Annotated in this window: 13 protein-coding genes; 5 read left to right on the top strand and 8 right to left on the bottom strand. The window is 61.9% G+C overall.

Annotation, left to right across the window (positions count from 1 at the left end):
* Nucleotides 1–72 precede the first annotated feature (72 nt).
* The 3 genes from AC1DUR_RS12610 (at nt 73) to AC1DUR_RS12600 (ending at nt 1,592) form a co-directional block, all read left to right on the top strand.
* Complete coding sequence (locus AC1DUR_RS12610) at nt 73–708, top strand: LysE family translocator (RefSeq protein ID WP_477718066.1); 636 nt, start codon at nt 73–75, stop codon at nt 706–708.
* A complete protein-coding gene (locus AC1DUR_RS12605) occupies nt 709–1,020 on the top strand; it encodes a DUF167 domain-containing protein (protein ID WP_477718065.1) in 312 nt (103 codons plus the stop codon).
* Between the two features lie 95 nt (nt 1,021–1,115).
* A complete protein-coding gene (locus AC1DUR_RS12600) occupies nt 1,116–1,592 on the top strand; it encodes a RidA family protein (protein WP_477718064.1) in 477 nt (158 codons plus the stop codon).
* A 15-nt stretch (nt 1,593–1,607) separates the two neighbouring features.
* Here AC1DUR_RS12600 and AC1DUR_RS12595 read toward each other — a convergent pair whose 3' ends face one another.
* Complete coding sequence (locus AC1DUR_RS12595; protein ID WP_477718063.1) at nt 1,608–2,795, bottom strand: PQQ-dependent sugar dehydrogenase; 1,188 nt, start codon at nt 2,793–2,795, stop codon at nt 1,608–1,610.
* Nucleotides 2,796–3,091: 296 nt separating this feature from the next.
* Here AC1DUR_RS12595 and AC1DUR_RS12590 point away from each other — a divergent pair, with 296 nt between their 5' ends.
* A complete protein-coding gene (locus tag AC1DUR_RS12590) occupies nt 3,092–3,655 on the top strand; it encodes a C40 family peptidase (protein ID WP_477718062.1) in 564 nt (187 codons plus the stop codon).
* Nucleotides 3,656–3,687: 32 nt separating this feature from the next.
* On the opposite strand, the gene AC1DUR_RS12585 is transcribed toward AC1DUR_RS12590, so the two are convergent.
* From AC1DUR_RS12585 to AC1DUR_RS12570, 4 genes are all read right to left on the bottom strand, one after another.
* The gene (locus tag AC1DUR_RS12585) at nt 3,688–4,698 is read right to left on the bottom strand and encodes a tripartite tricarboxylate transporter substrate binding protein (protein ID WP_477718061.1); all 1,011 of its coding nucleotides are present in this window, start codon (nt 4,696–4,698) and stop codon (nt 3,688–3,690) included.
* A 106-nt stretch (nt 4,699–4,804) separates the two neighbouring features.
* The gene (locus AC1DUR_RS12580) at nt 4,805–5,788 is read right to left on the bottom strand and encodes a 2-dehydropantoate 2-reductase (RefSeq protein WP_477718214.1); all 984 of its coding nucleotides are present in this window, start codon (nt 5,786–5,788) and stop codon (nt 4,805–4,807) included.
* Nucleotides 5,789–5,792: 4 nt separating this feature from the next.
* Entirely contained in the window at nt 5,793–6,581 is a 789-nt protein-coding gene (locus AC1DUR_RS12575) for a class II aldolase/adducin family protein (RefSeq protein WP_477721655.1), read from the bottom strand.
* 17 nt (nt 6,582–6,598) lie between these two features.
* A complete protein-coding gene (locus AC1DUR_RS12570; RefSeq protein WP_477721654.1) occupies nt 6,599–7,801 on the bottom strand; it encodes an amino acid aminotransferase in 1,203 nt (400 codons plus the stop codon).
* A gap of 183 nt (nt 7,802–7,984) precedes the next feature.
* Here AC1DUR_RS12570 and AC1DUR_RS12565 point away from each other — a divergent pair, with 183 nt between their 5' ends.
* Nucleotides 7,985–8,923, top strand: coding sequence for a LysR family transcriptional regulator (locus AC1DUR_RS12565; RefSeq protein ID WP_477721653.1), 939 nt, complete (start codon nt 7,985–7,987; stop codon nt 8,921–8,923).
* 231 nt (nt 8,924–9,154) lie between these two features.
* Here the strand turns inward: AC1DUR_RS12565 and lpdA are convergent, their stop codons facing one another.
* From lpdA to aceF, 3 genes are read right to left on the bottom strand one after another with little or no spacing between them, the layout of a single operon-like run.
* Nucleotides 9,155–11,011, bottom strand: a complete 1,857-nt coding sequence (lpdA, locus tag AC1DUR_RS12560; protein WP_477721652.1) for a dihydrolipoyl dehydrogenase — start codon at nt 11,009–11,011, stop codon at nt 9,155–9,157.
* Nucleotides 11,008–11,601, bottom strand: a complete 594-nt coding sequence (locus tag AC1DUR_RS12555) for an MFS transporter (protein ID WP_477721651.1) — start codon at nt 11,599–11,601, stop codon at nt 11,008–11,010. The genes lpdA and AC1DUR_RS12555 overlap by 4 nt, the downstream gene beginning before the upstream one ends.
* Nucleotides 11,598–13,259 (bottom strand): dihydrolipoyllysine-residue acetyltransferase, encoded by a 1,662-nt coding sequence (gene aceF / locus AC1DUR_RS12550; RefSeq protein ID WP_477721650.1) that lies wholly within the window; start codon nt 13,257–13,259, stop codon nt 11,598–11,600. Before aceF ends, AC1DUR_RS12555 begins: the two co-directional genes overlap by 4 nt.

The following is a 13,259-nucleotide window of genomic DNA, read 5'->3' as shown; positions in this document are numbered from 1 at the left end:
TTGCTGGGGTAAATTCACTCCTGCCATCTCTCATTTCCGATTTTTCATTTCCAATTTCTCAACTCTGCGCCCATGACCCCCTCCGCCTGGCTCCTGTTCATCACCATTTCGCTGGTCACTGCCTTCAGCCCCGGGCCGGGCATTTTGCTGGCCGTCTCCAACGCCGTCGCCTGGGGGCCGCGCAAAACGCTGTGCAGCTCTGCCGGCAATGTGCTGGGCGTGTTCGCTGTCTCCGGCGCGGCGATGGCGGGCCTGGGCACCTTGCTGCACACCTCGGCCTGGCTGTTTACGGTACTCAAGACCTTGGGCGCGGTGTACCTGGTCTACCTCGGTTACCGCCAGTGGACGAGCAAAACCTCGATGTTCGACAAGCCTTTGCCCACCGAGGCGCAGCCCGGAAAAACCAATGCCGTCCTGTTCCGGCAGGGCCTGCTGGTGGCGCTGACCAACCCTAAAAGCATCCTGTTCTTCACCGCGCTGTTTCCCCAGTTCATCCATCCGGACACCCCGGTGCTGCCGCAATTCCTCGCGCTGACCAGCGCCTTCACCGCCTGCGTGCTGACATCTCACGTGGCCTACGTGCTGCTGGCGAAGCGCACCCACCGCTGGTTCGCCACGGCCCACCGGGCCCGCCTGTTCAACCGCATCTGCGGCGGCGCCTTCGGCCTGCTGGGCGTCAGCCTGTTGCGGCTGAAGAGCCCCAACTGAATGGCCGCACCGCGCAACGCCACCGGCGACTCGTTTTTTGCCTGGGACGGGGATGTGCTGGTGGTCAACATCCTGGGCAAGCCCGCCGCCAGCCGCGACGCCATTGGCAAGCCCAAAGGCACGCAGCTCAAAGTCAGCGTCACCGCCGCGCCGAAGAGCGGCAAGGCCACCGACCACATGGTGCGCTTCCTGGCGCCGCTGTTCGGTGTGGCGGTGGCCGACATCGAGGTGGTGTTTGGCCAGGAAAACGTCAACAAGCAGCTGCGCATCAAGGCGCCCAAAAAACTGCCCGCGGTGTTCACCGCCAAGTGAAACGCGGGAGTTTTCCCTCCGCCGGGATAGTTTCCCCATCAGTCAAACGCAACCGAACCACTTGCAAAGAAACCCACAGAAAGAACCCACAGTTCATGGAAGACTCACGCGAAACCCGGTTCGCCGCCGCAGCAGCCGCACTCGGCTACAACTTCGACGGTGAAATCAAAATCGGCGGAAATTACGTCCCCGTCGTGCAACACGGCGACCAGGTCTACGTCAGCGGCCAGATCCCGCGCGTCGGAAATACCGTCGTCGTCACGGGCCGCGCCGGAGCGGAAGTTTCAGTTCCTCAGGCCCAGCTGGCGGCCAAAGTCTGTGCCATGCGCGCGCTCGCACTGCTGCGGCAAAGCCTCGGAAGCCTGGAGCGTGTGAAACACATTCTTCGCATGACGGTCTACGTGCAATCGGCTCAAGACTTCACCCAGCAAAGCGAGGTCGCCGACGCCGCGTCAGAGGTGCTCTATGCCGTTCTGGGCCCTGCCGGCGTTCACACGCGCACTTCGGTGGGCGTCGTCCAGCTCCCCAAGAATGCGTCGGTCGAGCTTGATCTCATTGCCGCAGCAGGGTAGCCCGCTCCGCTCGCGTTACCCGCCAGGCAGCAGGCGTATCAGCTTGCCGTTGCGGCTGTCCGTCAGCACATAAAGCAGGCCATCGGGGCCCTGCCTCACATCGCGAATGCGCTCGCCCACCTCGACCAGAAGCTTGCTTTCACGAAGCACCTTGCCCCCGAAAGGCGCCGACAGCTCAATGCGGTCCAGGTAGGCAAACTTGAGCGAGCCTACAAACAGGTTGCCCTGCCAGGCCTTGCCATAACGCTCGCTGGTCAGAAACGCCATGCCCGAAGGCGCAATCGACGGGACCCAGTAATGCAGGGGCGGCTCCATGCCCGCTTTGGCCGTCAGGCCTTCGCCGATCTTGCCGCCGCCATAATTTTCCCCATACGTGATGACCGGCCAGCCGTAATTGGCGCCGGCCCGGGGAAGATTGATTTCATCTCCACCCTGCGGTCCGTGCTCATGCATCCAGAAACTGCCATCGGGTGTGAGCGTGGCACCTTGGGGATTGCGATGGCCATAACTCCAGATTTCCGGCAAGGCCCCGGCCTTTCCGACAAAGGGGTTGTCCGGGGGTACGGAGCCGTCCTTGTTGATGCGGACGATCTTGCCGTGGTGGTTGTCGAGTTTTTGGGCATCTTCCCGGCGCGAAAAACGCTCGCCCAAGGTCAAAAACAGCTTGCCGTCAGGCCGGCCGTTCACGCCGGGGCTGCGGCTTTCGACGATGCGGCAGCCAAAGTGGGCCGAACTGGCGAATTTTGGTTTTTGGCTGAAGATGATCCTGACATCGTCCAGGCGGGCCTGGTCTGCGCTCAGGGTAGCGCGTGCCAGGGCTGTACTGTTGCCGTTGCCCGTGGTGGCCGGCTCGGAAAAACAGAAGTAAAGGCCGCGGTTGTTCGCAAAATCGGCGTCAAGCACCACATCGAGCAAACCGCCCTGCCCGCCCGCGTCGATCCGGGGCAGCCCGGCGAGGGGGGCGCCCAGTCTGCCGTCCGGGTGGACCACCCGCATCCGGCCGGGACGTTCCGTCACCAGAAAACGCCCACCCGGTAGAAAAGCCACACCCCATGGGTGCTCCAGGCCCGCCGCCACGGTTTCCGGGCGAACAGGCTGCGCCTGGTCTTGGGCGCGAGCCGACGGTGCAGGCGTGAAAATTGCTACAAAAATAATAGCTAAAAGTGCCTGTTTCAACCCGGTTAATGCCATATTTTTCTCCATCAATAGCCTTTCCCGGCGTCCATTGTCTGGGTGACGGATGACGGCCTGGAATCAATTTTCACGTGGGCTTCCCGACAGATAATCCCACGGCGGGCCTGTTTTTGCCGCTCGGGCCAGTGAACGCATCGGGCTCCGATGTAGTCGTTTTCGTAAACAAACATAGCACTTTCTCATTAGGAGAGGCTTTATCGTCGTGTTGGGTCGTGTTAAGTCGTTACAAATCAATGGGTTGTAATCGCAATCAAGAAACAACATGAGATTGACGCAGGACCAATCCTTCAAGTAAGCTCCACGCCATGCGAATGTTTGCCCCTGCCCTCGTCATTGCCTCTGCCGCCCTGCTGGCGCTCAGTGCACACGCAGCGCCCGGCAACTCTGCTGATGACATGGACAAGCTGCTGGCCGACAAAGGCCTGCTCACCCGAATTGACCAGGTTCGCCAGAACGTCCGCGACAGGGCGTCCGAGTTGGTCGTCAATGCCATGGGCTTCCTGGGCGTGCCTTACAAACGGGGCGGCAATAACCTTGAAACCGGTTTTGACTGCAGCGGTTTTGTGCGTGCCATTTATGAGCAAAGCGTGGGCCTGTTGCTGCCGCGCAAGGCTGAGCAGCAGGCTGCGGCCACTCAAAGCATTGACAAAAACGACTTGCAGCCCGGCGACCTGGTGTTTTTCAACACCCTGAGGCGCGCGTTCAGCCACGTGGGCATTTACGTTGGCGACGGCAAGTTCATCCACTCCCCCAAACCGGGCGCAGAAGTCCGGGTGGAAAGCATGGGCGTCGACTACTGGGCGCGCCGCTTTGACGGCGCCCGCCGCGTGCAAGGCAGCGCGCCGCCAGGTAACCCGGCTGGCGAATAGGTCCGCGCAGGCAGCATCTGCCTGTGCACCGATCAGTCGGCCTTGACGCCGGCATCTCTGATCACCTTCGCCCATTTGGCCGTTTCGGCCGCAATAAACGCATCAAATTCCTCCGGCGTGCCTCCCGCGGCAAAAGTGCCCATGGCGTCCAGCCGGGCCCGGGTTTCATCGCTGCGAATGATGCGCCCCACTTCTTCCGACATACGCCTGATGATGTCTTTGGGCGTGGCTGCCGGCGCCAGCATGCCGGCCCAGGTGCTGCCGGTAAAGCCGGCAAATCCCTGCTCGATGAAGGTCGGCACGTCGGGTACAGCCGGCAGGCGGCGATCGCTGGACACGCCAATCAACCGGACCTTGCCGGCCTTGCCCTGGTTGATAAGTCCGGTGGCGGCATCAAAAAACAGCTGAATCTGCCCGCCCATCAAATCGGTGAGCGCCGGCACGGCGCCGCGGTAGGGAATGTGCACCATGTAGGTCCCGGTGAGGGACTTGAGCAGCTCGGTGGTCAGGTGCGCGGCCGAGCCATTGCCGGATGAGCCAAAACTGACCTTGCCGGGATGGGCCCGTGCGTAGTCAATCAGCTCTTTCGCGGTTTGGAAAGGTGCGTCGTTGTTGACGGCGGCCAGCAGCGGCGACACGCCCATCAACGAGACGCCGGTTAAATCCTTGCGCGGGTCATACGGCAGTTTGGGGTACAGCGTGGTATTGGCGGCATAGGCCGCGATGACCGCCGCAAACGTACTGCCATCGGCCGGGGCTTTGGCCAGCATGTCCACGCCAATGATGCTGTTGGCGCCGGGCTTGTTGTCCACCGTGACGGTTTGCTGCAGGCGGTTTTGCAGGCCGACCTGGACGATGCGCGCCATCTGGTCGGTGAAGCCGCCGGGCGTGTAAGGCACGATCAGGCGTATCGGCTTGTTCGGCCAGGCAGGCTGGGCCAACAGCGGCACACACACCGCACTGGCACCAGCCGTGATGGCCAGGTTGAAACGGCGGCGTGACAAACGACCCACGAAACGACCAACGGACCGGGCTTCGAACATGGCTTCTCCAGATAAGAACAGCCATTCTCGGCCAGGCAGCCTGCGACAGCCATCGGGTTTGCACCACAAGATCGGATGGCATGACGGCCTGTGCGTGCGACCCGACTCAATCCTTCGGATACAGTCCCAAGGTACGCGCCTGCAGACGCGCCAGGCCCAGCAAGGCGTTGGTGAATGGCGTCGGCACCCCGGCGATCTGGCCCAGCTCTCCCACCGCGCCGACCAAGGCATCGAGTTCGACCGCCCTGCGAGCTTCGACATCTTGCAGCATGGAAGTTTTTATTGCGCCCAGTTTGAGCGTGATCGCATGCCGGTCGGCCGGTTCTTGATCGATGGGCACGCCAAGGCGCGCGCCGATTTCCTTTGCCTCAAGCATCACGCAGGTGACGAATTCGCGCACCAGATCGTCGCTGAGAATGCGATCCGTCGTCGCCCCCGTCAGCGCGCTGACGGGATTCATCGTCATGTTGCCCCAAAGCTTGTACCAGACGTCGCGCTGAATGCGCTCGGACACCGAAGCATCGAAGCCTGCGGCGATCAATTTCGCGCACAGCGATTGCACACGCGCTCCCGACTGGCCTGCCGCATCGCCGAGTATCAAACCATGACCCTGGCGGTGAAGCACGTAGCCGGGTTCCTTGAGCAGGCAACTGGCATGCACGACGCAGCCGACCACCTGCGCAGCCGGAATGGCCGCGGCGATCGCGCCGTCAGGATCGATCGTCTTCAAGCGCTGGCCGGCATTTTTCCCATCTAGCCCGGCACAAAACCACCATGGCACGCCATTCATCGCCGTCAAGACCATCGTGTCCAGTTTCAATAAGGGTGCAATCTGCGTCGCGACGGCCCCCATCGCGGGAGCCTTCACGGCAACGATCACGAGATCCTGCGGCCCGAGATCGGCCGGCGACGCGCTCGCGCGCACGCTGACCGCATGGCTTGCGCCATCTTCGTCGAGCCGGAGCCCATGTTGCTGGATCGCCGCGAGTGTCACGCCGCGCGCCACCACGCTCACCTCGCAACCCGCTTGGGCCAGCTTGACACCAATCCAACCACCGATCGCACCGGCACCATAAATACAAATTTTCATCATTTCATTCCTTGTAAGAGGGATCGATACGATCGATTTGCCGCACCAGGGCGTCGAACATGTCTTGCCCCGCGCCGTGGAGGGGATCGAACTGCAACGCGTCGCGTGTGCAGCTTCGCGCCACCGCGTCGGGGATCAGGCGCGCCGCTCCCATCGAAAGCGTGGCCAGTTGAATTTCGCACGCGCGGTTCAGGGTCCACAAGATCGCGAAGGTCTGCGGCAGCGTCTGCCCCCACGTCAGCAAGCCATGATTGCGCAGAATCACCGCAGGCCGGTTACCAATGTGTTCCAGCAGGCGCGGTCCTTCCTCGGGATGGATCGTAATGCCCTCGAAATCATGGTAGGCGAGCATGTCGTGCAATTGCGCGCTGTAAAAGTTTGATTGCTGCAGACCCTGTTCAAGGCAGGCCACAGCAACGCCCGCCGTCGTATGCGTATGCATTACGCAATGTGCGCCCGGCACGCCTCCATGGATGGCCGCATGCAAGGTAAAACCGGCAGGATTCACGGGATACGGCGATCCATCCAGAATGTTGCCACGCGAATCGATTTTCACGAGCTTGTTGGCGGTGACCTCGCTGTAGTGGAGTCCGAACGGATTGATCAAAAACTGGCACTCATCTCCACTGACGCTGCCCGGCAAGCGGAGGGTGATATGGTTGTAGATCAACTCCGTCCAGCCGAGCAGCGCGAAGATACGGTAACAGGCCGCCAGTTGCACCCGGGCTTGCCACTCGTCGTGGTGCATCGCGGCACGATCCTGCGCAGCGGATGGGATTTTTTCAATCGACATGGTGTCCTGTTCCCGACTCAAGCCGCGCTGGAGAGCACGCTGGCGATCGCCTTCGTCACTTCGCCGACGTTGCGTTCATTCAATCCCGCGACGCACATGCGCCCGGAACGTAACAGATAGACGGCGTGCTCCTTACGCAACCGTTCGACTTGCGTTTCTGTCAAGCCCGTATAGGTGAACATGCCGTGCTGCGTGAGGTAGCGCGCCCGCAGGAACTCGTTCGCGTGGCCGCTCAAGCCCTCGTGCATGGCGTGCCGCATCGCGACGATACGCTCGCGCATCAGGCCCAATTCCCGCTCCCACATTGCGCGCAGAGATGGCGTGGCCAGCACGCTGGCGACGATGCGCGCGCCGTGGGTTGGAGGACTGCTGTAGTTGGCGCGCACAGTCGATGTCAGTTGGCCCAATACCTTGCCCGCCTCATCGGCTGTTTCGCACAGCACGCTGAGCGCGCCACACCGTTCGCCGTAAAGCGAAAAATTCTTGGAGAACGAATTGGCAACCACGAGCGGCACGCCAGCGGATGCGAGCAAGCGGATGCAGGACGCATCTTCGTCCAGTCCTGCGCCGAATCCCTGATAGGCCATGTCAACGAATGCGATCAGGCGCCGTTGCTGCAACACGGGAATAAGTTCGCCCCAATGCCCATCGTTCAAGTCAACCCCAGTCGGGTTATGACAACATGCGTGCAGCAACACGATGCTTTGCGCTGGCAAGCGCTTGAGCGCATCGAGCATCTCGGCAAAGCGCACACCTCCCGTGTGCGGATCGTAGTAGGGGTAATTGTTCACGGTGAAGCCCGCACCTTCGAACACAACCCGATGGTTTTCCCAACTCGGATCGCTGATCCAGACCTGGGAAGCCGGGAAATGGCGTTTCAGAAAATCGGCGCCGACCTTGAGGGCGCCGGAGCCGCCTATCGTTTGCAGGGTCGCGATCCGACCGCGCGCCCGCGCCTCGCTGTCGGCGCCGAACACGAGCGCCTGCGCCTCGTCGCGGTAGGGTACTAGGCCCGCCATGGACAGATACGGGCGCGGACCTATGACCTCAAGCATTTCCGTTTCCGCGATGCCGACGGCGCGGATCACCGGCAGCTTGCCTGCATCGTCGAAATAGATGCCGATGCTGAGGTTGACCTTGCTCTCGCGTTGATCGCTCTGGAAATCCTCGTTGAGGCTGAGGATAGGGTCGCCGGGATAGGAGGGAATATGCTCGAACATTGTGACTCTCTTCGTGAGGACTGGATACGTTAAAAAACGGGCGAGGCAGGCACTACAACTGGGTCCGCGGCGGGCGGCCATTGGTTGGGGGCGGCGCGTCGTGAAGAGAGTGTCTATCCGAACGTCGCGCTGGACAATCAATCGATTTTCCTGCATTCGTAAGTTTTTCTTTACAATCCACTCATGCCTCTGAACCGCGTCACCCTTCGACAATTCGAAGCATTTCTCGCCATCGCCGACCTCCACGGCATCAGCGCGGCGGCGCAACGGCTCGGTTTAACGTCGTCGGCCGTGAGTCAGCTACTGGCCGAACTGGAGTCGGAGCTGGGCTTCCGGCTGTTCGACCGCACGACGCGGCGTGTCAGCCTGTCGAGTGCGGGCAAGGATTTCCTCTCTTCGGCCGAGTCCGTTTTGCGCCATGTGCAGGCTGCCGCACAATCGGCGGACGATATTCGCAACCGCGCCGCGGGCATCGTGCGCGTGGGCGCGCCCCTGGTGCTGGCCGGCACGGCACTGCCGGCGGCCATCGCTGAGTATGCGCTCGAGAAGCCAAAAGTCATCGTGCGTATTTGTGACACACCGGTCGAGCAACTCGTCGCACGCGTCGCGAGTGGCGACGTGGACCTCGCGATCGGCCCGGACCGCCCGACGGGCGACGAGGTTCGTTGCGAACATGTATTTGCAACCCCATGGGTGTTGTGGTGCGCCCCGACCCATCGGCTCAATCGGCTCGGCCGCGTGCGCTGGCAAGATTTGCGTGATGTGCCGCTGGTCACGACCGGGCGTGATCACGAAGGCGGCGTCGCGCAGATGTTCGTCAACCTGCCGGCGGACACACGCATCATCCCCATCGATGTGGTTGACAACGTCACGACCGCATTCGGTCTTGCCTCGCATGGGCTTGCCGCAACGCTGGCGCCCACCTACGTCGCCCCGCTGGCGGCGGCATTTGGCCTCGTCATGCGAAGCATAGTCGAGCCGGAGACGATCCGGCATGTCTGCATTTATCGACCTGTCGCGCGTGCGCTGTCACCGCCGGCAGACGGCTTTGCTGAATTCCTGGCGCAGTGCTTGCTGCGTTGGGATCGGGATATGCAGACTCAGTTCCGGCGCAAGCCGTGATAAGCGAATCTTGACTCAATGTGGCGTCAAAAACGCCAGCATGCCCGGAAATTTCTACGCCTACCATCCGTAGCCTTCTCGTGCCATATCTGCAGGAAATTCAAATCCATGCGGTCAAGCCGCTCACACGCGTTATTGCAGCATAAAAAATCCGCGCAGCCCTTGCGGAATCTGCGCGGCCGGCTACTGAATTTGTAGCGTTTTCAGCGATAACTCAGCAGCCTTTCGGGCTTACTTGCGCGCCGGCGGAATATCGGTACAGCTGCCATGCGCCACCTCGGCTGCCAGGCCCATGCTCTCGCCGAGCGTAGGGTGCGGATGGATGGTTTTGCCAATGTCGACGGCATCCGCGCCCATTTCAATCGCCAGGGCAATCTCGCCAATCAGGTCGCCGGCGTGCGTGCCCACAATGCCTCCACCGAGGATCTTGCCATGGCCATGCGCTTCGGGGCTGTCGTCAAACAGCAGCTTGGTGAAACCTTCATCGCGGCCGTTGGCAATCGCGCGGCCCGAGGCCGTCCAGGGGAACAGGCCTTTCTTGACCTTGATGCCCTGCGCCTTGGCCTGGTCTTCGGTCAGGCCGACCCAGGCAATTTCGGGATCGGTGTACGCCACGCTCGGAATCACGCGGGCATTGAAAGCGGCGCTCGCCAGTTCCTTGTTGCCCTGCAGTTCGCCGGCAATCACTTCAGCCGCCACATGCGCTTCATGCACCGCCTTGTGCGCCAGCATGGGCTGGCCCACGACATCGCCAATCGCGAAGATATGCGGCACATTGGTGCGCATCTGGATGTCGACCGGAATGAAGCCGCGGTCGGTCACGCTGATGCCAGCTTTTTCAGCTGCGATCTTTTTGCCGTTCGGCGTGCGGCCCACTGCCTGCAGCACCAGGTCGTAGGTTTGCGGTGCGGGAGCGCCCTCGCCTTCAAAGCTGACTTCAATGCCGGCCGCAGTCGCCTTCGCCGCCACCGTTTTGGTCTTGAGCATGATGTTGTCAAAGCGCGGCGCATTCATTTTCTGCCAGACCTTGACCAGGTCACGGTCGGCGCCCTGCATCAGGCCGTCCAGCATTTCAACCACGTCCAGGCGCGCGCCCAGCGAGGAATAGACCGTACCCATTTCCAGGCCGATGATGCCGCCGCCCAGAATCAGCATGCGCTTGGGCACTTCTTTCATGTTCAGCGCACCCGTCGAGTCCACCACGCGCGGGTCCTCGGGCATGAAAGGCAGGCGCACCGCTTGCGAGCCTGCCGCGATCACGCAATGCTTGAAGGCAATGGTCTGCTTCTTGCCGGTGGTCTCTTGCGCGGCACCCAAGGTTTCCTGCACCTCGACATGGTGCGCGCCGACAAAACTGCCGTAGCCGCGGACCACGGTGACCTTGCGCATCTTGGCCATGGCGGCGAGCCCGCCCGTCAGCTTGCCGACGACTTTTTCCTTGTGCGTGCGCAGTTTGTTGATGTCCAGTACCGGCTCGCCAAAGCTCACGCCCAGGCTGTCGAAATGCCTGACTTCATCCATGACGGCTGCCACATGCAGCAGCGCCTTGGACGGAATGCAGCCCACGTTGAGGCAGACGCCGCCAAGGGTCGCGTAGCGCTCCACCAGCACGACCTTGAGGCCCAGGTCGGCAGCGCGAAATGCAGCCGAATAGCCGCCAGGGCCCGCGCCCAGCACCAGCACGTCGCAGTCGAGGTCTGCCGTGCCGGAGTAGCTACTGGCAACGGGCGCAGGTGCCGGTGCAGCGGCTGGGGCTGTAACCTGGTTTTTCGAGCCCTCCCCCTGGGGGGAGGGTTGGGGTGGGGGAGAACTAGTTTGCCCCGAAGGGGAGCTCGTGCTGGTGCCTTCAAGCACCAGCACGAGAGACCCCTGCTTGACCTTGTCGCCAATCTTGACCTTGACTTCCTTGACCACGCCGGCCTGGCTCGACGGAATTTCCATCGATGCCTTGTCGCTTTCCACGGTGATCAGGCTCTGCTCGGCCTTGATGGTGTCGCCGGCCTTGACCAGCACTTCAATCACGGACACTTCGTCAAAGTCGCCAATGTCCGGTACCTTGATATCGATGAGACTCGAAGATGCGCTCATTTGGAGGCTTTCAATTTGAGAGTAAATACTTCAACGGGTCCAGCGGAATTCTTGTCGAACTCGCAACCGGCATTCATACCCGCCATGGCCACTTCGCGGGCGGTTTTGGCCTTGTCCCAGCAGGCGTGCATGGCCCCCAGCGCAAAACTGCGGCCCGATCCAATACCCCAAAACTCCTTGAACTCAAAGACTTCACGGTAGCTGTAGAGGCCGTAAATGCCGCTGGCGTTGGCAATCACCACGGTGAACTGACTGGACTCGTAAGGGTCGTTGTCGTCTTCCTTGGTTTGCAGGAAAAACGTGTCTTTCAGCAGAGGGTGCAGCTTGATGAAGGTGTCAAACACTTCGTCGCGGGACCCCAGCCTGAGCTGCTCCTTGGGCAGCGCGGCCATGGCCTTGCGCAGTGCGGGAAAGTGCGCCACCGTGCCGGCCATGCCGATGTAGCTCGGCCCCACCACGGGCACATCCACCTTGAATATCTTGCTGTTGGCCTCAAACCGGTGGGTCAGGCTGGTATCGCCGAACGTGACCAGTGTGTCCGCGGCAATGGCAATCTGGCCCGCCTTCTTCACAACCACCAACGTTGTCATAAAAGAACGCGGCGGAAGTCGGCGAGGATTTGTCCGAGATAGGCGTTGAAGCGCGCGGCGCCGGCGCCGTCGATCACGCGGTGGTCCCAGGCCAGCGACATGGGCAGCATCAGGCGCGGCTGGAAGGCCTTGCCATCCCACACAGGTTCCATCTGGCTCTTGGAGACGCCGAGGATGGCGACTTCCGGCGCGTTGATGATGGGCGTGAAGTAACGCCCGCCAATGCCGCCCAGCGACGAGATGGTGAAGCTGGCGCCCTGCATTTCGGCGGGCGTGAGCTTGCCGTCGCGCGCCTTCTTCGCGAGTTCGCCCATTTCCTGGCTGATCTGCAGCACGCCTTTTTTGTCGGCATCCTTGAGCACGGGAACGACCAGCCCGTTGGGCGTGTCGGCGGCAAAACCGATGTGGTAGTACTGCTTGTAAACCAGTTGGTCACCGTCCAGCGAGGCATTGAATTCGGGGAATTTCTTCAGCGCCGCAACGCTGGCCTTGATCAGGAAGGCCAGCATGGTGACCTTCAGGCCTGCCTTCTCGTTTTCCTTGTTGGTCGAAACGCGGAAGGCTTCCAGCTCGGTGATGTCGGCATCGTCATGGTTAGTGACGTGCGGGATCATCACGTAGTTGCGAAGCAGGTTGGCGCCGCTGATCTTCTTGATGCGGGACATGTCCTTGCGCTCGACTGGCCCGAACTTGGTGAAGTCGACCTTGGGCCATGGCAGCAAGTCCAGACCCACGCCACCGCCGGAGGCTGCGGGCGCCTTGGCGGCCTGCGCCTGGGTCCGGGTATCGCCGGTCATCACGGCCTTGGTGAAGGCCTGCACGTCGTCCTGCGTGATGCGGCCTTTCGGGCCCGAGCCTTTGACCTCTGCCAGGGGCACGCCAAGCTCGCGGGCGAATTTGCGCACCGACGGTGAGGCGTGCGGCAAATTGCCCTGCAGGGCCGTGGCGGGTTCATGCGCTGGCAAGGCTGCGGCAGCCGGTGCGCTGGCCGAGGCGGCGGCTGGCGCAGCAACAGGTGCAGCAGCGACTGGCGCAGCCGGCGCGGGCGCTGGCGATGTTCCGGCAGTTGCCGTGGTGCCCTCCAGCACGGCCAGCAGGTCGCCGATGTTGACGATGTCGCCCAACTTGACCTTGAGCTCCTTGAGCACGCCCGCAGCCGACGACGGAATTTCCATCGAGGCCTTGTCGGACTCCACGGTGACCAGGGACTGCTCGACCTTGATGGAGTCGCCCGGCTTGACGAGCACCTCGATGACGGACACGTCCTTGAAGTCGCCGATGTCGGGCACGCGGACTTCGACCGGGCCGACAGCTGCTGCCGGGGCGGCCGCAGGTGCGGGGGCAGGTGCCGATACCGGGGCACTGCTAGTGGCTGGCGCCGGTGCAGCTGCCGCTGCGGCCGGTGCCGGCGCAGCGCCGGCGGACGCTTCCAGCGTCAGCACGACAGAACCTTGCTTGACCTTGTCTCCGAGCTTGACCCTGAGTTCCTTGACCACGCCAGCCTGGCTGGACGGAATCTCCATGGATGCCTTGTCGGACTCCACCGTGATCAGCGATTGCTCGGCCTTCACGGTGTCACCCGGTTTGACGAGCAACTCAATAACCGTTACTTCGTCGAAATCCCCAATATCAGGAACTTGAATTTCTACCACTGCCAT

The organism is Polaromonas sp. P4_F4 (genome assembly GCF_056401355.1).
This window is presented reverse-complemented; position numbering and strand designations above follow the sequence as displayed.